At 59.3% G+C, this 22,908-nt stretch carries 22 protein-coding genes; 11 read left to right on the top strand and 11 right to left on the bottom strand.

The window, feature by feature from the left end; all coding sequences use genetic code 11:
* From CO670_RS23135 to CO670_RS23175, 9 genes are all read right to left on the bottom strand, one after another.
* Positions 1–1,584, bottom strand: coding sequence for an ABC transporter ATP-binding protein (locus CO670_RS23135; protein WP_245425959.1), 1,584 nt, complete (start codon positions 1,582–1,584; stop codon positions 1–3).
* 28 nt (positions 1,585–1,612) lie between these two features.
* On the bottom strand, positions 1,613–2,449 hold the full coding sequence (locus tag CO670_RS23140) for an ABC transporter permease (protein WP_097592358.1): 837 nt from the start codon (positions 2,447–2,449) through the stop codon (positions 1,613–1,615).
* A gap of 17 nt (positions 2,450–2,466) precedes the next feature.
* Positions 2,467–3,438: an ABC transporter permease gene (locus CO670_RS23145; protein ID WP_097592359.1), complete on the bottom strand. Its 972-nt coding sequence runs from the start codon at positions 3,436–3,438 to the stop codon at positions 2,467–2,469.
* A gap of 67 nt (positions 3,439–3,505) precedes the next feature.
* Complete coding sequence (locus CO670_RS23150; RefSeq protein WP_225881471.1) at positions 3,506–5,086, bottom strand: ABC transporter substrate-binding protein; 1,581 nt, start codon at positions 5,084–5,086, stop codon at positions 3,506–3,508.
* Between the two features lie 90 nt (positions 5,087–5,176).
* The gene (locus CO670_RS23155; protein WP_097592360.1) at positions 5,177–6,058 is read right to left on the bottom strand and encodes a dihydrodipicolinate synthase family protein; all 882 of its coding nucleotides are present in this window, start codon (positions 6,056–6,058) and stop codon (positions 5,177–5,179) included.
* Positions 6,059–6,498: 440 nt separating this feature from the next.
* On the bottom strand, positions 6,499–7,086 hold the full coding sequence (locus CO670_RS23160) for a VOC family protein (RefSeq protein ID WP_245425961.1): 588 nt from the start codon (positions 7,084–7,086) through the stop codon (positions 6,499–6,501).
* A 109-nt stretch (positions 7,087–7,195) separates the two neighbouring features.
* Positions 7,196–7,504 carry a YciI family protein gene (locus tag CO670_RS23165; RefSeq protein ID WP_097592361.1) on the bottom strand — a complete coding sequence of 103 codons (309 nt, stop codon included), beginning with the start codon at positions 7,502–7,504 and terminating at the stop codon, positions 7,196–7,198.
* 29 nt (positions 7,505–7,533) lie between these two features.
* A complete protein-coding gene (locus tag CO670_RS23170; RefSeq protein ID WP_245425964.1) occupies positions 7,534–8,148 on the bottom strand; it encodes an NAD(P)H-dependent oxidoreductase in 615 nt (204 codons plus the stop codon).
* 120 nt (positions 8,149–8,268) lie between these two features.
* Positions 8,269–9,060, bottom strand: coding sequence for an alpha/beta hydrolase (locus CO670_RS23175; protein ID WP_097592362.1), 792 nt, complete (start codon positions 9,058–9,060; stop codon positions 8,269–8,271).
* A 135-nt stretch (positions 9,061–9,195) separates the two neighbouring features.
* Between CO670_RS23175 and CO670_RS23180 the strand changes: the two genes are divergently transcribed.
* A complete protein-coding gene (locus tag CO670_RS23180) occupies positions 9,196–10,170 on the top strand; it encodes a LysR substrate-binding domain-containing protein (RefSeq protein WP_245425968.1) in 975 nt (324 codons plus the stop codon).
* A gap of 151 nt (positions 10,171–10,321) precedes the next feature.
* Here CO670_RS23180 and CO670_RS23185 read toward each other — a convergent pair whose 3' ends face one another.
* Entirely contained in the window at positions 10,322–11,194 is an 873-nt protein-coding gene (locus tag CO670_RS23185) for a LysR substrate-binding domain-containing protein (protein WP_097592363.1), read from the bottom strand.
* A gap of 139 nt (positions 11,195–11,333) precedes the next feature.
* Between CO670_RS23185 and CO670_RS23190 the strand changes: the two genes are divergently transcribed.
* From CO670_RS23190 to CO670_RS23235, 10 genes are all read left to right on the top strand, one after another.
* Positions 11,334–12,095, top strand: coding sequence for an SDR family NAD(P)-dependent oxidoreductase (locus CO670_RS23190; protein WP_097592364.1), 762 nt, complete (start codon positions 11,334–11,336; stop codon positions 12,093–12,095).
* A 24-nt stretch (positions 12,096–12,119) separates the two neighbouring features.
* Positions 12,120–12,959 (top strand): transketolase, encoded by an 840-nt coding sequence (locus CO670_RS23195; RefSeq protein ID WP_097592365.1) that lies wholly within the window; start codon positions 12,120–12,122, stop codon positions 12,957–12,959.
* The gene (locus tag CO670_RS23200) at positions 12,956–13,993 is read left to right on the top strand and encodes a transketolase family protein (RefSeq protein WP_097592366.1); all 1,038 of its coding nucleotides are present in this window, start codon (positions 12,956–12,958) and stop codon (positions 13,991–13,993) included. Before CO670_RS23195 ends, CO670_RS23200 begins: the two co-directional genes overlap by 4 nt.
* A 59-nt stretch (positions 13,994–14,052) precedes the next feature.
* The gene (locus CO670_RS23205; RefSeq protein ID WP_097592381.1) at positions 14,053–15,060 is read left to right on the top strand and encodes a TRAP transporter substrate-binding protein; all 1,008 of its coding nucleotides are present in this window, start codon (positions 14,053–14,055) and stop codon (positions 15,058–15,060) included.
* A 26-nt stretch (positions 15,061–15,086) separates the two neighbouring features.
* Positions 15,087–15,617, top strand: coding sequence for a TRAP transporter small permease (locus CO670_RS23210; protein ID WP_097592367.1), 531 nt, complete (start codon positions 15,087–15,089; stop codon positions 15,615–15,617).
* Positions 15,614–16,873 carry a TRAP transporter large permease subunit gene (locus CO670_RS23215; protein ID WP_097592368.1) on the top strand — a complete coding sequence of 420 codons (1,260 nt, stop codon included), beginning with the start codon at positions 15,614–15,616 and terminating at the stop codon, positions 16,871–16,873. Before CO670_RS23210 ends, CO670_RS23215 begins: the two co-directional genes overlap by 4 nt.
* A 9-nt stretch (positions 16,874–16,882) precedes the next feature.
* The gene (locus CO670_RS23220; RefSeq protein WP_097592369.1) at positions 16,883–18,385 is read left to right on the top strand and encodes a sugar ABC transporter ATP-binding protein; all 1,503 of its coding nucleotides are present in this window, start codon (positions 16,883–16,885) and stop codon (positions 18,383–18,385) included.
* Complete coding sequence (locus tag CO670_RS23225; protein WP_097592370.1) at positions 18,382–19,392, top strand: ABC transporter permease; 1,011 nt, start codon at positions 18,382–18,384, stop codon at positions 19,390–19,392. The genes CO670_RS23220 and CO670_RS23225 overlap by 4 nt, the downstream gene beginning before the upstream one ends.
* Before the next feature lie 37 nt (positions 19,393–19,429).
* Positions 19,430–20,413, top strand: a complete 984-nt coding sequence (locus tag CO670_RS23230; RefSeq protein ID WP_097592371.1) for a substrate-binding domain-containing protein — start codon at positions 19,430–19,432, stop codon at positions 20,411–20,413.
* Between the two features lie 65 nt (positions 20,414–20,478).
* Positions 20,479–21,372: an amidohydrolase gene (locus CO670_RS23235; RefSeq protein ID WP_097592372.1), complete on the top strand. Its 894-nt coding sequence runs from the start codon at positions 20,479–20,481 to the stop codon at positions 21,370–21,372.
* Between the two features lie 397 nt (positions 21,373–21,769).
* Here CO670_RS23235 and CO670_RS23240 read toward each other — a convergent pair whose 3' ends face one another.
* Positions 21,770–22,402, bottom strand: coding sequence for a DUF433 domain-containing protein (locus CO670_RS23240; protein ID WP_097592373.1), 633 nt, complete (start codon positions 22,400–22,402; stop codon positions 21,770–21,772).
* Between the last annotated feature and the right edge of the window lie 506 nt (positions 22,403–22,908).

The following is a 22,908-nucleotide window of genomic DNA, read 5'->3' on the forward strand; positions in this document are numbered from 1 at the left end:
CTATCCTTGCAAATTTGGAAAATGAACCACGCGAGGCGCGAGGCGCGTAGATTGAACTCTCGGAGCCGCATCCAAGAGCAGCTTGGTATATTCGTGCCGGGGAGCACGCAGAACCCCACCGGCGGATCCGCGTTCCACCACCTCACCATTCTTCAATATGATGATGGATTCGGCAATCTCGGAGACGAGTGGGAGGTTGTGCGTTATGAATAGCATCGATAGCCCATCGCGCTTCAGCTCCATCAATAAATCAATAACGGCGGCTTGTACGGAGACGTCGAGTGCCGACGTGATCTCATCGCAGATCAACAAATCGGGGTCCATTGCAAGAGCCCGGGCGATTGCGACACGTTGCCTCTCCCCGCCGGAAAGGTCGGCTGGATACAAGTTAGAAACCCGTTTAGGCAGGCGCACCCTTTCGAGCAATTGCGTCACTTTGGGCCCGATTGAGCTTCTATTCGCACCCGTGAGCATCGCCGCGCGGCCGACCGCATCCTGGATGGATTCGCGCGGGTTAAGGGACCGATCAGGGTTTTGAAAAACAATCTGAAGGGCTGACAATTGTGCCCGCGAGCGGTTCGCATAGCCGAAATTGAGAGCCGCATCTTGGAAAGTGATTCGACCCTGACCGCTCGCATGGAGACCGGCAATGCACCGGCCGGTAGTTGTTTTTCCGCTGCCGCTGCCGCCGACGAGAGCCAGGCATTCCCCATGGCCAATTGAAAACGAGATCCCATGAACAACCCGCATCGGGCCGTAAGAAACGTTCAAGTCCTCTACCTGAAGTAGAGCCGGCAACGCTCCGTCCGGCGCCCCGGGTTCTTCCTCAGCCTTGCAGCGCGGGGGTAACTGCGGGACCGTGCTAAGGAGCATGCGAGTGTACTCGGTTGCTGGACTGGTGAAAATCTGTTCCTTTGTGCCACTTTCAATAATCTTGCCGCCGAGCATAACGGCGACCGTGTCCGCAATATTATGCACGACCGCCAAGTCATGCGTGACATAGACAAAACTCGCCCTCGACGTCTGGACTAGTTCGCGTATCAAATTCAAGATGGTTTGCTGTGTGGAGACGTCTAGCCCGGTCGTTGGTTCGTCCATGACGATCACGCGAGGACGAGTGATGAAGGCCATTCCAATCGCAACCCTCTGCAGTTGGCCGCCGCTAAGTTCAAACGGGTAACGGCGCAGGAAGCGGGCATCGGTCGGCAAGCCTACGTCCTTGAGCATATCCCGCCTCATTTCGGCGATCTTTGATGCCGGATAACCGTGAACATGCAGCAGTTCGGCGATTTGATCGCCGACCCGCCTGCGCGGGCTGAAGCTCGTTGTCGGGTTTTGGGGGACCAGTGAAACCCTGCTTCCGCGATAGTCGCGCAGCTCCCGCTCTGTGAGTGCCAGTATATCCTTGTTATCGATTATTACCTTGCCACCACCAAACACCATACCGGGGCGCGCAAAACCAAGCAGGCCAAGGGCTAACGATGTCTTACCTGACCCCGATTCCCCGATAATGGCGAGCACTTCGCCCTCGCCGACGGTAATCGAGGCGTTGTCAACGATGATGCGGCCCTCGGTGTCGCGCATCGACAAGTTCTGAACAAGCAACGGGGGATTAAGCATTTTCCTGCCTCTTCGAATGGCCGATGGAACGCGCGAAGTTGTCGGTCAGGACGTTCACGGCGACCGAGAAGATCGCAATCGCTGCCGCGGGCGCTATGGCAAGCCAGGGGGAAATCGTGATCCCCAAGCGGTTCTCACTGATCATCATTCCCCAATCCGCTGCAGGAGGTGGTAGCCCCAGACCAAGATAACTGAGCGAGGCGTAAAGGATGATCGATCCGCAGAGCCGAACGCCGTAATCCGCCAACACCGGAGGGAGAATATTCGGCAGAATATCCTTGAGACACACCGCCAGCCAGCGCTCACCTCTGACGAATGCGGCTTCAACGTACTCGTTTCGAGATATGTCTATCGTAATCAGTCGAACAATTCTTAGAACGCGGGGGACATGGATGAAGACAATGCCAAATATCACAGTGGTAAGGCTTGGCCCGGTTGCCGCCAGCAGTACAAGCAGGAAAATTGCAGGAGGCAAGGCATAAATAATGTCGGAGAGCGCGACGAGAGTATGGTCTAACGAGCCCCGACGAAGACCTGACAATATGCCGATGGGTACTGCGATCAGAAAAGCCAAGGTCGTTGCCAGAACCGCTATCATCAAAACCGTTTGACCTCCGGAGAGAAAGCGGCTGAAAGCGTCTCGTCCCAGAAAGTCCGTTCCCAGCAGGTGGTCACGCGATAGTTGCGAAAACGGGGGGCCGACGATTTCGTCGTACGCGTAGGGGGTGAGCCACGGTCCGATCGTCGCGACTCCAACGATTAAGATCGTGAGAAGCAACGCGATCCATGATGCGCGTTTGGAAAACATGATCTGCATAGTTCGAAGCATTTGTTCCTCCTCACGGATCAAAGCGAAGCGTTTTGGGCTCGCAGTCGAGGATTGAGAAGCATGATGAGAACCTCGGACACCAGGTTGATCAGCACATAAGTTCCGGTAATCAAGAGAGTTATGGCCAAGACCGTGGGCATATCGCGGTTGATAACCGCGTCTGCAAATGCGCTGCCGATACCAGGCAGTTGGAACACGGCCTCGGTAACGACGACCCCACCTGCGAGCCAGGCGGCGTTCAGTGCGATGGTCTGGATCGACGGCGTTAGGACGTTCGGAAAGACATGGCGTATGAGCACACGAGCCGGGCTGAGGCCTCTAAGACGAGCCATGTACACATACTCCGCCGAAAGGACCTCGATGGCCACAGCCCGTACCATGCGAACGACCTGGGCTAGAGTGGTGCAAAGGAGTGTAACGACAGGCAGAATGAAGAGGGTCGACTGCGACAGCAGCGTTCTGTTGCCTTGGATCAGTGATACCGGCGGAAGGAAATTCAGACCGACGGCGAAGACAACGATCAGGACCGTGCCGACGACAAATTCCGGCAGGGCTACAAGTACGATTGTCGGGACCGTGATGATGTGGTCGGGCAATCTGTCCTTCCATACCGCAGCGGCGGTCCCGAGCAAAAACGAGAGCGGAATCAGCGCCAGAAGCGAAGAGACAGTGAGGATGACGGTATTGATCACCTTCGGCCGGATCATCTCCCAAACTGGACGACCCGATGGAATTGATCTGCCGAAATCCCCCGACGCTACGCCGGAAGCCCATGAGAGATATTGAGAGATTGCCGGTCGGTCCAAGCCAAACTCGGTGCGCAAGGCTTCCACGGCGGCAGGATCAGCTTTGGGGCCGAGTGCGGCCCTTGCAGGATCTCCCGGAAGAAAAAGTGTCGCGGTGAAGACGACAGCCGAGACGGCTATCAGCGTGAAAACAGACAGCGCTAGTCTTGCCATCACCAACTTTGAAAGACGGGCCGTAACCATCCATGGCTCCCTTCTTGATGGTGCCCCACCTCGGGGAGGCGGGGCAATCGCTAGGTCCGGGCGAAACTTAGGCTTCGAGCGAAATCCCTTCGAACCGGTAGTAGCCGAGATTGCGTTGACTGGAAGGAGAAAGCCCCTTCACACGGACGTTTGTCGCATCCAAGAGGTCTCTAAAGCCCCAGATTATATAGCCGCCGTCTTCCCAGATGATCTTTTGCGCTTCAAAGAGGTAGTCCTTCCGCTGAGACGGATCGAACGTCGTGCGAGCCATGGACACCCACTTGTCGAAAGCGTCGTTCGTCCAATCCGGTTCGTTCCAATACGCGCCGCGGGCATAGGCCTGTCCAAAAACGGATTCGATTGTGTGTTGTCCCCAATCGGAACTAGCCATGGCCGTCTTCTTGAATTTCGGGCCGGAGTAATAACTGTCCGGCGGGACGACAGTTAGATCGATTTTCACCCCTGCCTGCTTCGCTTGGTTTGCAATGAGGGTTGCGGATGCCAACATCCCCGGCGCGGCGTCCGAAGTGTACAGCTCAAATGAAAGATCGTTGTCGTATCCTGCCTGTTTCAGGAGCGATCGGGCCTGATCCGGATCGTGCTGCCTTTGCGGCAGCGCGGAGGCGTAGTCGGGATCAGTTATGCAATGAAGATCGTTGCCGATCCTGCCGTAGCCGGCCAGGGCGTTAGCCACCAACTGTTCGCGGTCGACAAGAAGCCGCATCGCCTGACGTACGCGGACATCGGTGAACGGCTTCTGGGCGACCATCATGAACTGGTCTGTCGTCGCTGCGCTCGTTGAGCGCAGCAAAGCCATCGCAGGGTTCGCCTCGACGATACGCGCAAGGTTGCCATCGAGTTGTGCGACAACATCGACCTGGTCAGCAATTAGCGCGTTCATCCGCGCCGTCGGATCATTGATAGCAATGAATTCGACACCATCCAGATACGGCATTCCCGGTTTGCGGAAGGCATCGTTCCGCTTCAGCGTCACCCGTTGGCCCTGGCTCCATTCGACGAACCTGAAGGGTCCGGTGCCCACCGGCTGAGTAAAGTCCTTGGTGCCATCTTTTACAAGAAACATCACTTTGCTCCCAAGAACCTGGGGCAGAAGTGCGTAAGGTTTAGCGAGCGAGACTTCGACGGTGCTGTCGTCGAGTGCTCGAATATCGGAGGGCTTCATCAAGCCCGATAGATTGGTGAAGCCGTCGGCCTTGTTTTCCGGCGTGAGCATGTACTGAAGCGAGTACACAACATCTTTGGCTGAAAACGGCGTTCCATCGTGCCATACAATCCCGCTGCGAATTCGAATTTTCCAGACGTTCCCTTCCTTGTTGTGGCTGAAGTCCTCCGCCAAGCTGTTGTAAATGTGTCCGTTGCCGTCGAAATCAGTCAATCGGTCGTAGATCGATTGAGCGACGGCGAAGTCCATGTCTCCCGTCGAGATAAACGGGTTGAGCGACGACTTAGCGCCTGCTGCGCCCAGACCAACACGCAGAGTGCCGCCGCGGGACGGTTCACCGGCATGAGCTCGATCCGCGATCGCCGGGGCTAGTGCGATGCATGACCCGACTGCCAGACCCGCTTTGAGGAAATTGCGGCGCGGCATGGTGGTCGATGTGAAGATGTTGATGCTCGTCTCTTTCATAACAGCTGCTCCCTTTTTTGTGTTGTAACGGCGAGAGGGTGAGATGTCGGAACACTCATGGTGATCCGACATCCTTCGGCACGTCCTGGCCTAGGCGATAAGTCCGGCGTGGCGCAGTGCAGCGCGTATATTGTCTTGATCTTCCATGGCCAGATCGCCGCTGGGCTTCCTGGGCTCGCCTACCTTGCGGCCAAGCAGATTGATGGCGAACTTGACGCGTGCGGGAAAGTTGGCTGGCTTGATCATCTCTCGGGCAAGAGGCGCGATTCTTTCCGTTAATTCACGTCCCCGCCTGTAATCGCCTTCGAGGTGCGCCCGGTAAATTTCGCCGTATTCTTTCGGAATGACAGTGTTCACGCCGGAGATCGAGGCGTCTGCGCCCAACAAAAAACTTGCGATGTTCACGCTATCCGCGCCGGCAGCAATCGCGACGCGATCTCCAACGGTCTGGACAAGCTCCGCGACCGGTTCAAGGGCAACCTCTTTCACGCAAATGACACCGGTCAGCTTGGCGATGCGCTGCATTACCGACGGAGGGCTGAAAAAGTGGTTATAGAAAATGATCGGCATTTGCGTCGCGTCATGGATGTCTCGGACGAACGCCTCGAGGCCCTCCTGCGACGGCGTCGTATAGATCGGCGGCCCGACCATCAACGCGCTTGCGCCAGCCTCTTTTGCTTTTTGGCCCCTTAGGATAGCGTCCTTGGTCGTCGTCGTGATGACGCCGGCGATAATGCGAATGTGGCTGTTCTGCACGGCCTCATTGACAAGCTGGCCCAGCTCCTCGGCGCTCAACTCGTCTCCCGAGCCCGTACTGCCTCCAACGACAGCCAGCCTCACACCGACGGATTCCATGAAGCGCAGTTCATTTCGGAACAGCTCGAAATCCAGGCTGCCGTCCGCCGCAAATGTGGAAACGAGTGGCGGGATGACGCCGCTTATTTCTTCCTTGGACAGCGTTTGTTTTGTCATGGTCTCTTTCCTATTTCACTGAGTGAAAGTAACTCTCGTACAGTGAAATCATCCAGAAGCAGGCGTGATGTGTCAACTCGCCGATAAGGCAGGCGCGTCACATTGCGTCACTTATCATCAAAGTGCGAACGCCCGTGGGACGAGGTCTTTGACGTTCAAGCCGGTCGAATGGACAGGAAGTTGCGTCTGTTCACACGAGAAAGGAGACGATGAATGGGTTGCAGAGAGCTCGCGATCTCAGCTGCGCTGCCGCAGAACCCAGCCGTGTCTGGCTGTTGCCACTTCGAACAAGCCTGACGCATGCACGGAATACGACAGTATTGCCTGCGGCGATGCCCTTTCACGGCCCCGTCGTTGCAACTGATCAAGGACGGCAGTATCCACCGCCTTGTCTCACGGATTGATGATGAAGTCCGGCACTCGTTGTCCGGACTTTGCGATTAGGAGGTTATCTCGACGCGCGAGCCGTCAGGCGTCGCGATGACGGCCTCGTAATAGCCGTCGCCCGTCATTCGTGGACCCGAAACCAGGATCCCGTCGATCTTGCATCTGGCGGCCATTTCGTCGACCGCCTTCTGACTCCCGAGAGAAATGGCAATATGATCCCATCCGCTTGCTTCCCGATCTTCACTTGGGTCAATCCACGGTCCGGTCATGAGCTCGATTTCGGCACCTGTGTCGGCAAGCTTGATGAAGCGCGAAACGAAACCTTCTCGGCGCTTGCTATGATATGGCTCCCCAATCTCGGCATCGAAATACGTCTGCCAGAATGCAACCTGTCGGTCGAGGTCGGGAGTCCAAATAGCAACGTGCGCAATATGCAAGTTATTTCCTTTCCGATTAAAAACGACAAGGGTTTCCGCAGCAACATGGCGTAGGCGCAGCGGTTGCACAAGCTTCAGGGGCGCGGGTTCCCCGACCGATCCTTCCGCGTGCGGCGCCTTTCTTTCGCCTACCGCCGAGCCAAATGTAAAATAGCAAAATGTGTTCGCCTGTTGCGAGGCGTCATTGCGAACCGCCTCGGTCACCTCTCCAGGTGGAACACTGACCGAAGCGGATGGAGAAGGTATTCTGTCTGCACTGCGTTCGATAAAGTCTCCGGTGTCAGCAGCGTTATCAGAGTAGCATCGTGGTCGCTCAGATCAGGTTTGGTTTCAGAGTCAAAGCTTCCGCAAAGGCTTCCGCGCCAAGGACGGGTTTGAAGCAGCGTATGTCATATTCGACCAGATTCTGCTTATGGAAGGAGTCGGATTTCAGCATTGCGTCGAGTTCTTCCCGGCTGGCGCAATGGGCAAGGACGATTCCGCCAAGAGCCGGTTCCATAGGGCCAGCGGCGATAATTGTTCCCGCCTTCAAATGTTCGGCGAGCCATTCGCGATGGGTGTCGAGATGGGCTTTTATATCATCCATGGGGCGGATGTAGGTGAGAGTAACGACATAAAGCATTGATGGATTTCCTTAAAGGAGTGGAAGGACTATGCCACGAGGTTCAGGATCTGCTCGTCGGCGTCGCGGAATGCTTTGGCGGTCATTTCCGGGCCGCGCGCCATCCCTTCAGCATAGATGAACTGGACGTCCGTGATGCCGAGAAAGCCCAGCATGTGTCTAAGATACTGCGCCGGCGTGTCGGCGGGCGTTTCCCTGTAGAAGCCGCCCCGCGTCAGGGCGATGATCGCCCTCTTGCCCTTCACCAAGCCTATCGGTCCGGTCTCCGTGTAACGGAATGTCGCACCCGGCTTGGCGATAGCATCGATCCAGTTCTTCAACTGGGATGGAATGTTGAAGTTGTACATCGGCGCACCGATGACGATGATGTCCGCCGCCAGGAGTTCAACGACGTGACGTTCGTCTTCGAGCGCTCGGGCGGTCTGATCTGGCGTTCGCGCGTCGGGAGGGAGCATCCGTGCCGCGACCGCCAGTTCATCGAGCGGCTGGATCGGATCGCGGGCCAGGTTCTTAATCTGGACGACAGCGTCCGGATCAATCCTTCTCAGATGGCGGACGATGGCGTCGGCAAGAGCGGAGGAGGTGGAGCCGTCAATTCGCGCGCTGGAATTGATTTGCAGTATCTTCATGAGAATTCCTTTCATGCGCCTCTCGCGGCGCGTTCAGTCGATGAACAACGGACGCGGATCATCGCCGGCGTGGCGAGCATGGCCGCGGTCACTCGGGGATAAGGAGGCGGGTCGCCTGGTCGACGCGCCCGCAGCTCAGGCTTGTGCGGCGTCTTCGATCAGTGCGGTGACGACATCTGCATGGGATATCAGCGACATGTGGCTCGAGAAGACCTCCGTTATGGCAGCCTGACTGCGGTGAGCCATCCAGCTCTGGAGTTCGGGCGCAAGCGCTCGGTCGTTCCTGGACAGAAGATACCAAGACGGCTTTTTCTTCCAAGCGGTGCCGACTACCTTTTCACCGAACGAGGTTGCGGCGATAGGCTTCTGTGTGGCGGCAAGAAGCTGGATCCTCTCGGGCGGAAGATCGCCTGCGAGCGCGGGCCCATAGTAAGCCGGGTCGAACCAGAGTGAATTGCGGTCGTCGGGGCGCGCTCCTTCCATGCCGGAAGAAGGCGAACCATGATTTTGAAGGTCAATGGCCGACTCATTCTCATCAGGCACCAGCGCCGACACATAGACGAGAGACGTGACGCTCGGCGAAAGCCCGGCCTCGGTGATTACCATGCCGCCCCAGCTATGCCCCACCAGTACGACAGGGCCGGACTGGCGGCTCAGGACATTTTTGATGTAGGCGATGTCATCGGCGAGCGATGTCAGGGGGATTTGTGCGGCCGTGACGGTGTATCCCTTTGAGCCAAGCCGGAGGATGACTTCGCTCCAGCAATTGCCGTCTGTAAATGCGCCATGCACCAGCACCACGTTTTTTGTTTTCTGTTCAGCCATTTCGCTTGTTCCTGTGCGCGCGGATGCCCGCTGCCGCATGATTCCCGCAAGAGCGCCGGTCGCTGACATCGCGATCAAGCTTCTTCTATTCAGGACGGACATGTCGTGCCTCCGGCGGATTTGCGGTCGGCGTCTTGCCGATGAGTTCGATTGCAAGATAGCGGGTTGCCAAATGTCGCAGTAGGACTATGAATCGGGACTGATTGTTCTATTGAAGCAACAATGCGATAATACGGGGTGACAGCGTTGGAAGACTTGAATGACCTGATGCTGTTTGCCGCTGTCGCGCACCATGGAAGCTTCTCCGCTGCGGCATTGGCACACGGACTGCCCAAATCCAAGGTAAGTCGCCGTATCGCCGGCCTGGAGCGACGACTGGGCGTGCGTCTTCTGCAGCGCTCGACGCGGGCTCTCCACGTGACGGAAGTCGGGCAAGCGCTCCTGCCGCACTGCGAGTCCATGGCGGAAAGCGCCCAGGCGGCACTCGAAGTCGCAGCCTCAGCAGGAGAACATCCCTCAGGTCGGCTGAAGGTCAGTTGTCCGATTGGTGTCGCGCACATCTACCTTGCACCGGTGTTGGGCAAATTCCTGAAGGCACATCCCGCAGTCCAGTTTGAACTCGATCTGACGAATCGGCGCGTGGATGTGATCGCAGAAGGCTATGACGTCGCCCTCAGGATCAGATCGAGTCTTGACGATTCCAATCTTGTCGTTCGCAGTTTGGGAACGAGTGAGCAGATGCTTGTGGCAAGCCCGGAATTCATAGCCACCCACGGTCCTTTCGGCAGCGCGGATTCTTTGCAGCGGAAGCCAGGCGTCGGGCCTGCCGGCGTGAGAGGCGAGAGGAACTTCTGGAGTTTGCTGAAGCCGGATGGTGTTTCCATCGACATCGAATATCTGCCGACGCTCATGACTGACGATGTCTATGTGCTGTGTCAGGCTGCGTTAGCCGGAATTGGTGTCGCACGTCTGCCGGTCAATATTTGCGGAGACGCCATTCGCGACGGCCGCCTGGTGAAGGTCTTGCCGCATTATCGATTGCACGCGCACGGTCTTCATGCCGTGTTTCCGTCCCGTAGGGGCCTCGTGCCAGCGGTGAGGGCTTTCCTCGACTTCCTGGCCGAAGAGCTCCCGGGGATGCTTGCGGCGGTGACTGGGGGATATGACGATGGCTATAGCCCAGGTAGCCTCGGTTCAAATCGGACATCGTGACCGCTTGGTGTAGATGAGGCCTGTGGGTTCGGCCCGCATTCAGCTGTCATCCAGGATGACGCAATAAACAGGTCCGTTGTCATATACGACGCGGTGTTGATGAGTTAAGACGGTTCCAATGCCCCGCTTTGTCGGGAGGACAAACATATTGTCAAAAAACCTGCGACGTAAGCCAGTCTGCGAAAATCTTCGATAGCCTCCGTTGGCTGCCGGCCTTCGGATAGGCGAGGTAGTGGCCGATGTAGCGGTTGTCACGGCTGTTGCTGAACGGGCGGACCAGACGCCCGCTGTCGAGCTCGCGCCTTGCCAGAGTGTTGGACTCCAACGCCACTCCCAGTCCGTTCGCTGCGGCGTCGACTGCCAGAAAGCTTCTATCGAAGCTCATGGCGGGGAGGGGCGGGGGGCCGAGGTTATTAAGTTCAAACCAGTCGATCCATTGAATCCTTTTCAGGTCGCTGCGGATGAGGGGAAGACGCGCCAGGTCTCGTGGGTTTTTCAGTCGTTCAGCCATCTTTGGAGAACACAGCGGAGAAATGATCTCTTCTCCAAGCGGCACGACGATCAAATCTTCTCTGTTCGATGGTTCGCCGTAAACGATGTCCACATCGAAGAGGCCGTCGACGAAACGGGCGTAGTTTGTGCTGGCCGCAACCCTCACCTCAACTCCCGCATTTTTTGCAAGGAAGTCGGGAAGGCGTGCAGAAAGCACCTGCGCGGCATAGCTCGGCGCGCAGTGAACCCGAAGGAGGTGAGTCTTGTTGGATGAAATCATCTCAACACCCCGGCGGAGCTCCTCGAAGGCATTCGAAGCGTGGGACAGGAGCGTCTGGCCGGCCAGAGTCAGGGTGACCTTTCGCGTGCTTCGCTCGAAGAGCGAGATGCCAAGGTCGCGCTCGAGCTTTGCAATGGCATGACTTACGGCGCTTGGTGACAGGTGCAGCTCCTCGGCTGCGGCGCGAAAGGACGCCAGCCTGGCTGCGGCTTCAAAGATGCGGACCGCGGAGAGTGAGGCCATCTGCAACATCGGATTAGTGAACCAGATTCACCCAGCGTTGTAAACTTCGCGTTTGTCGAATGGCGTCAACTCGATCAGTTTCGACCCCGCAAGCCAACTGACTAGCCGAAGATTTGCCAGATGCTGGGACGCATCGGGAGGAGATTACATGTTACTCAATGGGAAGACCGCGGTCATTTCGGGCGCGGCGAGCAGGCGCGGCATCGGCCGTGCGACGGCGCAGCTTTTCGCCGAGCACGGCGCGCGCGTTGCCATCCTTGATATTGATGCGGATGCCGCGGCGGACGCCGCGGCGGCTCTGCCGAGCGTCAAGGCCGGTAGCCACGTGGGATTGCGCTGCGACGTCGCCGACAAGGCATCCTGCGCCGAGGCCGCATCCAAGGTGATCGCCTCCTTCGGTTCGGTAAACGCGCTCGTCAACAATGCCGGCATCACCCAGCCGGTCGGCACGCTCGATATCACCGAAGCTGACTGGCAGCGGATCGTGGCGGTCAACATGACCGGTGTGCTCTTCCTGAGTCAGGCCTTCATCCCCTACATGCGGGACAATGGTGGCGGATCGATTGCCTGCATGTCCTCGGTATCGGCACAGCGTGGCGGCGGCATCTTTGGCGGGCCTCATTACTCCGCAGCCAAGGCAGGCGTGCTCGGTCTCGCCAAAGCGATGGCCCGCGAATTCGGTCCAGCCGGAATTCGCGTCAACTCCGTCACGCCTGGCCTCATCCAGACGGATATCACCGGTGGCAAACTCACCGATGAGATGCGCGCCGACATCATCAAGGGCATCCCCCTGAGCCGGCTCGGGGAGGCCGCCGACGTCGCGAATATTTACCTGTTCCTTGCCTCGGATCTGTCGGCCTACGTCACCGGCGCGGTCATCGACGTCAACGGCGGCATGCTGATCCACTGAGGTCCATTCCGGAGAGAGACAGACATGAGCCAGATTGGCCACAATATCAGCCTGACAGAACGCGCCCGGCGCATCCGCCGTCACGCGCTGCGCATGGGGGAAGTGCAGGGGCAGGGTTACATCGCCCAGGCGCTCGGCGTCGCTGACGTCCTGGCCGTATCCTACTTCCACGCCACGAACTACCGGCCGGACGATCCCGAATGGGAGGGGCGGGACCGCTTCCTCCTGTCGATTGGGCACTATGCCATCGCCCTCTATGCCGCGCTGATAGAAGCCAAGATCATTCCGGAAGACGAGCTGGAAACCTATGGCACGGATGACAGCCGGCTGCCGATGTCCGGCATGGCCGCCTACACGCCCGGAATGGAGATCACCGGCGGATCGCTTGGACACGGGCTTGGCATCGCGGTCGGAATGGCTTTGGCGCTGAAGCGGAAGAAGTCCTCGTCCTTTGTCTACAACCTGTTCTCCGACGGCGAACTCGATGAAGGTTCGACCTGGGAGGCCGCGATGTCGGCCGGCTCCTATAAGCTCGACAATCTGATTGGCATCGTTGACGTCAATCAGATGCAGGCCGACGGCCCATCGATCGGGGTGCTCAATTTTGAACCGCTGTCCTCCAAATTCGAAGCCTTTGGCTGGTTCGTGCAGCGGGTTGACGGCAACGATATCGGCGCGCTCGTAGAAGCCTTCGACGCTGCTCGTCATTACGCCGAGGCGAAGCCTCGCATCATCATATGCGACACGAAGATGGCGAAGGGGGTACCCTTCCTCGAGGCGCGCGATCGAAACCACTTCCTGCGCGTCGAACCCCACGAATGGGCCGAGGCCCTCAGGATCATCGATGCGGGGGTGCAAGCATGAGGCGTTCCAAGTACATCCGGCCTGCGCATCTTGAAAGCGGCGTCGACAAGCCCCGGCTTACGACGTCGGCGATGATCGCATCGATTGCCGGCCCCGATCAGCCGACCAGGCCCGCGCCTTTCGGTAACGCTCTGGCAGCTCTGGCGCGGAAGGACGACCGCATTGTCGGCATGTCCGCCGACCTTGCGAAATACACGGACCTTCATGTGTTCCGCGCTGCCCATCCCGACCGCTTCTATCAGATGGGGATGGCGGAACAGTTGCTGATGATGTCGGCGGCGGGAATGGCGCGCGAAGGCTTTCAGCCTTGGGTGACGACATATGCCGTCTTCGCGTCCCGGCGGGCCTACGACTTCATCTGCCTGGCGATTGCCGAGGAGATGCTTGATGTGAAGATCGTCTGCGCCCTTCCGGGCCTGACGACGGGATATGGGCCGAGCCACCAGGCGACGGAAGATCTCGCAATGTTCCGCGGCATGCCGAACCTAACAATCGTCGATCCGTGCGACGCGAGCGAAATAGAGCAGGCAGTTCCTGCGATCGCCGCCCATAAGGGGCCAGTCTACATGCGCCTGCTGCGCGGCAACGTTCCGCTGGTTCTGGAGGAATACGGCTACAAGTTCGAACTCGGCAAGGCCAAGCTCCTTCGGGATGGCAAGGACACGCTCATCATCTCGTCGGGCGTGATGACGATGCGCGCGCTCGAGGCTGCCACGCAGCTTCGAAACGACGGCGTCGACGCTGCCGTCCTGCACGTCCCGACCATAAAGCCGCTCGACGAGGCGACGATCGTCGCCGAGTGCCGCAAAGGCGGGCGGCTCGTGGTCGTGGCGGAGAACCATACCGTCATCGGCGGCCTTGGAGAGGCAGTCGCCGGGACGCTGTTGCGCGCCGGCGTTGCACCGCCGGCCTTCCGCCAGATCGGCCTGCCCGACCAGTTCCTGGAGGCGGGCGCCTTGCCGACGCTCCATGACCAATACGGGCTATCGACCCTGAAGGTGACGGAGGCGGTGAAGGCTTGGCTCTCGACCTGACGACCTCGGCCGGTTGAGGAGATGCCGGCCGTTTAAACAAGCTTATGATGGAGGATGAAATGAGCTTGCAGATCAATCGAAGATTTTTCCTGGCGACCGCAGCTGCTGCGCTCGCGGCCCCGGCAATCGTGCTTTCAAGCCGATCCGCCAGCGCTGCCGCCACGACCTTGACGCTTGGCCATGGCGCCGCGCCCGGCAATCCCAGAACCGTCGCTGCCGCTAAATTCGCGGAACTCGTCAAGCAGAAGACCGAAGGTCGTATCCAGATCAACGTCGCAGGCGCCGAGACGCTTGGCAGCGACTCCGCGATGCTCACCAGCCTCAGGACGGGAGCGCTGGATTTCACGGCCAACAGCCAGGGCGCCACATCCGCGATCGTACCGGAGCTGAGCGCGCTCGGCCTGCCGTTTCTGTTCGAAAGCACCGACAAGGCGATGGTCGTCCTGAACGGTCCAGTGGGCGCCGAGCTCAACCGGCGCTTCGAAGCGGTCGGCGTCGTTCCCCTGGACTGGTGGGACAACGGCATCCGCCATCTGACGAACTCGAAGCGCAAAGTGACTTCGCCTGCCGACCTGGCGGGCATGAAAATCAGGACGCCGGCCGATCCCATGACGATTGACATTTTCCAGGCGCTTGGAGCGGGCACCGAACAGATTGCCTTCGGCGAGCTCTACATCGCCCTGCAGCAGGGCGTCGTGGACGGGCAGGAGAATCCACTCGCCAATATCGAGAGTTCGAAGCTTCACGAGGTCAACAAGTATATCAGCCTGACGGCTCACAAATGGGAATCCACTCCGTTCCTGATGTCGAAGATCGCGCAGGCCCGCTTGGGGTCTGATTTGGAGGCGGTCAAGGCCGCGGCAAAGGAGGCGGGTGCTCTGCAGCGGAAGCTCTCGAGCGAGAAGGCCGCTGAGGTGCTCGAGAACTTCAAGAAGAACGCCGCCGTCGAGGTCGTGGGCGTCGATCACGATGCTTTCGTCAAGGCGACCGCATCCGTCGCGGACAGTTGGAAGAAGAAGCCATTCGGCGACTTCGTCACCCAGGTGGAAGCCGCTGCGAGGGGCTAACGCTCTACCCACAATCCGGAGGCCCCATGAGCAGGTTCTATTCAGCCGTCGATCTGGTCGCCGGCATCATCGTTATCTTTGCGCGCATGGTCATCACCGTCAGTGGCATCGCGCTGACGGTGGTCACCACGGCCAATGTCGTTGCCCGATATGCTTCGGCGAGCGGAGGGCTGTCCTTCGCTCAGGAATTGCCGATGTTGATGTTCCCTTGGTTCATCATCGCGGGGATCATCATCGCGGCCCATGCGGGTGGGCACATGGCCGTCGAATGGCTCTACGAAAAGCTTGACGGGGGCGCTCGCACGACGGCCCTGATCGTAGCGAACGCGATCAGCGTCGCCGCATTTGTGGTGCTGGCGTATCAGGCGACCGTGGTGGCCGAGATCGCCGGCGCTGAACGCAGCCCCGTTCTGCAGCTTCCAAACAGCATCGGCTACTATTCGCTGTCGATCGGCGCGGTACTCGTGTCCATCGTCACCATCGCTGCAACCGCCCGTGTTCTCCGGCTGGGCTGGGATCACCGCCTCGAAATCAAGCCCGAGGAGATCGCGCTATGACACTTGTCATGATCGTGTCCTTTTGCATCTTGATGGTCCTCGCCGTTCCCGTCGGCTATGCGCTGATCATCGCAGCCGGCCTAGGCGTCCTGTTCAACGGCTATATCCCGCTCTCGGTCGTCGCTCAGCAGGTCTACGATCAGACCCAGTCCTTCCCGATGCTGGCGCTTCCGTTCTTCATGCTCGCGGGCACCCTCATGCTGGGTGGCGAACTTGGGCGTCAGCTCCTGGAGCTCGCGTCTCGCGCGATGCAGCGGTGGCGGGGCGGGCCGCTCTCGACCACGGTCGTATCCTCCGTTGTCTTCGGAGGCGTATCCGGCTCGGCGGTGGCGAATGCGAGCGCGCTCGGTTCCGTTCTCATCCCCTGGCAGAAGAAGCATGGGTTCCCACCGGCGCTCTGCGCCGCCAACAACGCGACCTCCGCTGTCATCGACGTCCTTATCCCGCCTTCGATCCCGATGATCCTCTACGCTCTGATCAGCGGCGTCAGCGTCGGCGACCTGTTCATCTCCGGCATTGTTCCGGGGCTGCTCATGGCGGCGAGCTTCATGTTCGTCTGCTGGTACGTGTCGGTACGGCGAGGGTATGCCATTGATGCCGTGAAGGTCCGCAAGCGCGAGCTGGCGCGGCTGGCAATGCAAAGTTTCCCGGCAATTCTGCTGCCGATCCTGATCATCGTCTTTTTGCGATCCGGCCTGGCGACGCCGACCGAGGTCTCGGTCCTCTCGGTCGTTTACTCGCTGCTGCTCAGCGTCCTATTCTACCGTGACCTGACCTGGAAACGCTTCTGTGAGAACATGGTGGAGGCGGGTGTCGCGACCGGCGTGGTCATGCTCGTGATCATGGGCAGCGCGGCGGTGGGCTGGGTTCTGACATTCGATCAGGCTCCGCAGCACATGGCCGAGTGGGTCTCGACGCACATCTCCAGCCCGATCGTCATCATTCTCATGATGAACGTCATCATGCTCGTTGTCGGCATGCCGCTCGACATGCCACCGGCCATCCTGTTGCTGGGACCGATCTTCGTCCCTCTCGCTGACTCCATCGGTCTGGATCGGGTCCAGCTCGGCCTGATGATGGTGATCAATCTGGGGATTGGTCTCTATACGCCGCCGATTGGCACCACCCTGTTCATCTCGTCGTCGATCGCAAAGGCGCCGCTCGGCACCACGACGAACGAGCTCTGGCCGTTTTTCGGCATGGCCATGCTCCTCCTTCTCGCGGTCAGCTTCGTGCCCGCGCTGACGATCTACTGAGGGCGTTCGATGAGTGAAGCGTCAAAGAACGTCATCACCGTCCGAGGACTTACAAAGTCTTATGGTGCGACCGCGGTCCTCAAAGGCGTCGACTTTTCTGTTGCGCGGGGGGAGGTTCATGCGCTGCTTGGCGGTAACGGCGCCGGCAAGTCGACGATGATCAAGATCATCACGGGCGCCGCCTCGCGCAATGATGGAGAGATCCGCTTCTTCGACAGCGAGGGCAAGGAACGGAGCGAGGCCGAGGGCCGGGTGAAGGTCGCTGTCGTGCATCAGGAACTTGCGCTTCTGCCGCATCTGACTGTCGCCGAAAACATTGCTCTGCCGCATCACAGGAGAGGTGCCGCCTTGTTTCGGCGTACGGCCGCAGCGGCACGGGCCCATGACGCACTGCGGATGATCGACCAGGACTTTGCTGCCAGGTCCTTGCACAGGTTGGTTGGGAGCCTCAGCCTCCACGAAGGTCAGATGGTTGAAATTGCCAGGGCTCTTTCATCGGGTGCGGAATTGATCCTCCTCGACGAGCCGACTGCCAATCTCACAGCTCTTGAGACGGAGAGACTGTTTGCGGTCCTGCGGCGGCTTACCCGCGATACCGGTCTGTCGGTTGTGTTTGTCTCGCACCGAATGAAAGAGATCCGGCAGATCGCCGCTGTCTGCACGATCATCCGCGACGGCCGCACGGTGGTGGATCGTCAGCCGATGGACGAGCTGACGGACGCCGGCATCATCGAAAAGATGGGGCAGGTAGCAGCCTCTCATGCACCGGGAGGGGCGCCGCGGGTCGCATACCGGTCGGACGCCTCCGCTGCAACGGACACCATCACACTCGAGGAGGCAGGTTTCAGGCTGGAACTGCAGCCGGGCACAGTGCTCGGCGTGGCCGGCGCGCCGGCTGGCCCGGCAGCACTGATCGAAGGGCTAACGGGCGCCGCTCGGAAGAAGCGATGGACGGTTGCGCGTGCAGGATGGCCGGACCAGCTCCGTTCGCCGCGCAAGGCCGCCCGCCTGGGAGCCGGATATGTGACCGGCGATCGCGCAAACAAGGGAGTCCTCCACAGTCTTCCGATCATCGATAACGTCATGGCGTCCCGCCGTGTGACCAGAGGCGCGCTCCTCACCGGCGGCTCTGAAGGGGGCGAATGCCTCGATCTGCTGAAGGCCCTGAAGGTGAAGGCCGCTTCCGTCTGGGATCCGCCGAGCACGCTGAGCGGCGGCACACAGCAGAAGCTGCTGCTTGCCCGCTGGCTAGGCGTGCCCTCCCGGCTGCTGGTCCTCGAGGAACCGACCAGAGGTGTCGATATCGGGACCAAGCGAGAGATCTATCAGCTCATCAGACAGATGGCCGCTTCAGGCACGGTGATCGTCTGGTGGTCCACCGAAAATGTCGAACTGCTGGAAGTTTGCGACCGCGTCATTGCCTTCGACACCGAGGGACGGTGTGCCGGCGTGATGGACCGCGATGACTTCAGTGAAGAGAAACTTGTAACCTTGACTGGAATGGCCGCATGACTGGGACCCGGGCACACATCGCGCCGACAGAAGCGCCGGCAACACAAATCAGGCAGAGGGAAAGCCTCTTTAGCGCCTACAGGACCGAGATCGCGATCGCTCTGGCCATCGTGCTGCTGGCCCTTGCAGTCGGCTCGCAGGTTCCGCAGGCGCTCACCTGGGGCAACTTCGCCAATATCACCCAGGCCGGTGCACCTCTTATCATCATGTCGCTGGGCGTCCTGCTTGTCGTCATCACCGGCGGTATCGACCTATCCGTCGGCTCGGTCTTCTCCTTGACCGGGATGGTGACCGCGCAGGCGATGGCAAACGGGTTTGGCGGCATCTCGGCAGGCCTGATCGGTCTCGGCGTCGGACTTGTTTTCGGATCGATCAACGGCTTCCTCGTCACGATCGCCGGTCTGGCGCCGTTCGTGGTGACGCTCATCACCTTTGCCGTTGCCGGCTCGCTGGCCTTCATCGTCACCAACGGACGCTCGATGCCGATCGGCGATCCGGACTTCTGGCTCCTCAACAGCGGCAGCCTGATACCAGGCGTTCCGAATTACATCCTCTTCTGCGTAATCCTCTTGATCGCGATCGAGCTCTTCCTGAAGAAGATGGTGGCGGGCCGCTGGTTCTATGCTGTGGGCAGCAGTTCGACGGCTGCCTATCTGCTCGGCATTCCCGTCAAGCGCACAAAATTCATGGCCTATGTCGCGTCGTCGCTGCTGGCATCGTTCTCCGGCCTCCTGACGATCTCCTACATTCTGAACGCGGAATCCACGGCTGGGTCGAGCCTGATGCTCCAAGCCATCGCGGCGGTCGTGATCGGCGGTGCAAGCCTGCTCGGCGGCACGGGCACCGCGGTCGGCGCCGTGCTGGGGGCTCTGATGATCACGGTCATCCAGAACGGCGTCAATCTCATCGGCATCAACAGCTTTTGGCAGGGGTCGGTCACCGGCGTCGCCATTCTCATCGCGGTCCTCATCGACCGCTTCAGCAAGTCGCGGCGGGGGGCCGTTTGACAACAACCCGGCCCGAGAGCCGGCTTTTGGAGGAGGAATGAAAATGACAAAATCGATACGGGCAGTGGGGCTGTTTGCCGGCGTCGCAATGGCGGCCCTTTCACTTGCGGCCGCCGCACAAGCTCAGGAAAAGAAGACCGTGGCCTACCTAGCGCCGTCGCTTGACATCTCCTACTGGCAGTGGGTCGGCTACGGCGTGAAGGAGAAGGCCAAGGAACTCGGCATGGACTATGTCGAGTACACGTCGGAAAATTCGCCGGCCAAGCAGATGGACAATGCCCGCACCGCCGTGACCAAGGGTGTCGACGCCATCGTGATCGGCCCCGTGAGCTCGACGAGCACGCCGCCGCTTCTCGCATATCTGAAATCGCAGAACATCCCGATCGCCTTCGCCGGCATCGGCCCGCAGCCCGGCCAGACCGACTACACGTCGTCGGTTACGGCTAACAACTACGAGACCGGCAAGGCGCAGGGCGAATTCGTCTGCAAGCTTGCCAAGGACCGCGGCGGCAACCAGGTCGGCATGCTCTCTTTGCCGCAGGACCGCGAGAACGCCCAGAAATATCTGAAGGGTGCAGAAGAGGCGTTCAAGGCGAGCGGCTGCGATCTGGCGCAGATGCTGGAGACCAGGGGCCTTACCGTCAACGAGGCGGTCACGCAGGCCAATGACATGCTCACCGCCCATCCTGACATCAAGGCCATCTACGGCATGTATGATGAGGCCGGCACAGGTGCCGCGAAAGTGCTGCAGACCCGCGGCCTTACCGGCAAGGTCGGCATTGCGGTTGCAGACGGTAGCCCGACGACGATCTCGTTGCTGAAGTCGAACGCCATCCAGGGCATCTTCTTCCAGGAGGCGGTCGGACAAGGAATCGACGGGACGCAGCAGGTGTTCAACGCAATCTCGGGTGCGCCGGTCAAGAAAGACCTCGCTCTCGTCATGCCGCTGGTGACGGCCGATAAGGTTGACTCGCCGGAAGCGAAGGCCGTCATCGCACGGGTGTTCCCGCCCGCCAACTAAGGTGATGCGGACGCCGGCTGTTCTGGCCGGCGTCCTTTTCAGCGATCTCTTGAAGGGCAGCAGGCATGAAAGACCTCCCGATCATCGATCCGCATTTTCATCTGTGGGATCTCGACAACAACTACTATCCCTGGCTATCGGACGGCGTGAAACCATCTGCCTTCGGCGACTACACCGCCATCAACAAGACGTATCTGATCGACGACTTCCTCGCGGATGCAAAGAACCAGAACCTGGTAAAGGCAGTCCATCTCGACGTCGGATACGACCCGAAGGATCCGGCCGGCGAGACTCGGTGGCTGCAGGGCGTGGCCGACAAGCACGGCTTTCCTCACGGCATTGTGGGATATGCCGATTTCCGCAGACCCGACGTCGGCAATCTCCTCGACGAGCACATGACTTATGCGAACTTCCGCGGCATCCGGCAGTCGATGAACTATCACGAGGATCCCGCCAAGACCTATCTCACCGAAGCTGGCGTTAGCCGCACGCCGGAATGGCGCAGCGGTTTCAAGGAACTTGCCCGACGGGGTCTGAGCTTCGACCTCCAGCTCTACTACTGGCAGATGGAAGAATTTCTCGATCTTGCCCGCGCCTTTCCAGACGTGCAGATCATGCTGAACCACACGGGCATGCAGGTCGACGGCCCGAGCCATTTCGAGGGGTGGCGAAGTGGGATGCGCGTGCTCGCGCGGGCGCCCAACATGGCCTGCAAAATCTCAGGCCTCGGAATGGGCGACTGGACCTGGACGGTCGAAAGCATCCGGCCCTATGTCGAAGCGGCGATTGAAGCGTTCGGCGTCGAAAGGTGCATGTTCGCTTCGAATTTCCCGGTCGACAAGCTGTTCGGCAGCTACGACAAGATCATGGACGCGTTCAAGATCATCACGGCCGGTTATTCTCAAAACGAGCGCTTCGCACTGTTTCACGACAACGCAGCGCGCCTCTATCGGTTATAGCGGCCTCTCGGAGCCAGCGTAAATGTCGGCCAATACCTGCACCCGACAGCGGCTAAACGCCAAGCCGCTAATGATGCAGTTCAATGCAGTTCCATAAATCTGCTTACGAATCAAAACTAGATTAACGCACGACTTTGAGGCTTCCACCTGACAGCTCAACGGTTCGGCTTTGTTCAACCCCTGCTTGGCGCCGAAGACAACTGCTGCCAGTCCACGCGTTTCTGCAGTTCTGTCTCGCACGCACTTTCTCAGGCTATTGGTGCTGAGCTCGCATGGCGATATGCACGAGATCCGGTATGCCGCTCGCCGCCGGCCTGTTCAGATACAAACAGTCGTTGCCCGCGCGCTTGCCCCACGGCCACGAGAGACGTGTGAAGGCATTCATCGATAAGAAACCTCACGAGGTCGAGCTAGAGGGTTTGGAGACGTTCGCGTTCCGAAGGCTCAGGCGCTTCGCGGATTTCACCTTCAGGCCCTGCTCCGAAAGCTTCCTCGGACGTCCCCTTGCGGGATGGGCCACAACCCAGATCTCGGCAAGTTCCACCATGCGCTCAGTGAGCGAAGGATAGCCCTCAACGATTTCCGCTGTACTTGCGCCCTGCGCCTTCATCGCGGCAATCGTCCGCACAGGAACACGGGTTCTCTTGAATACCGGCTCAACGCCCACGACGCCTTTCACACTTTCGATCAGTCGTTCGGCTTCTCGAAGCGCCTCGGCCCGCGCGGATAGTTGTTCTCGTGCCCGCGCAACGTCGATAATGAGATAGTCGTCTGCTCTCACGGTTTCGGCATCGGGGTTCTGGTCGATCGTATCGAATAAGCGTTTGCGGCGCTCGGCAGACAAGATCGATCCGACGCCGTACCAGAGCTTCAACCGAAGCAGATCCTCATCGGTGAGCGCTCGACCCCGGCTGCCAATGAGATGAGTCTCGATGATGCGCTTGTCGATCGCATTGTGCACTGACTTCACAGCGATCTCGCTGACAGCCGCAGCCTCGGCGGGCGTGTAGGCGTGTGGGGTATTGGTCATAATCATTCTCCTTGCGGAGAATAGATAAGTCAGACGAGGCCGCGCGTAAAGATCGACCGAGCTTTCGATCTCGCTTCTGCTTGGTGGGCACTTCTGGAGCGGCCGTTCAGTCACGAGAAACAGTGCCTCCGTCCAAGCGAGGGATTTGCTCGTGCCGGCTCTTCACTTCGGTTCGTCGACGATCAAGAGCCGGAAACCTCTCAAGATTTGCTCTCGCTGATTGCGGCAAATGCAGGGCTATCGATTCTGCTCCCATCAAGGCGGGCATCTCAACAGCAATGCTATACTAGATTTCGAATATTAGTATAATTAGGATCGGGGTGGGAATGACTGTTATTCGAGGAGAGGGCGGGGCAGCGTCCACGGGGTAAAAGCCGCCGAGCTTGCTTGCAGCTGGTGCCTATACTATATTTGTGAAAATGATATAGAGGGCCCCGTGATTAAGCAGATTGATCTCATGTTCCGCACTATGGTTGCGGAACTCCAGCAGCGGGCATTTGACGATG

The sequence above is a fragment of the Rhizobium sp. J15 genome (assembly GCF_002531825.1).
GTDB lineage: Bacteria > Pseudomonadota > Alphaproteobacteria > Rhizobiales > Rhizobiaceae > Rhizobium.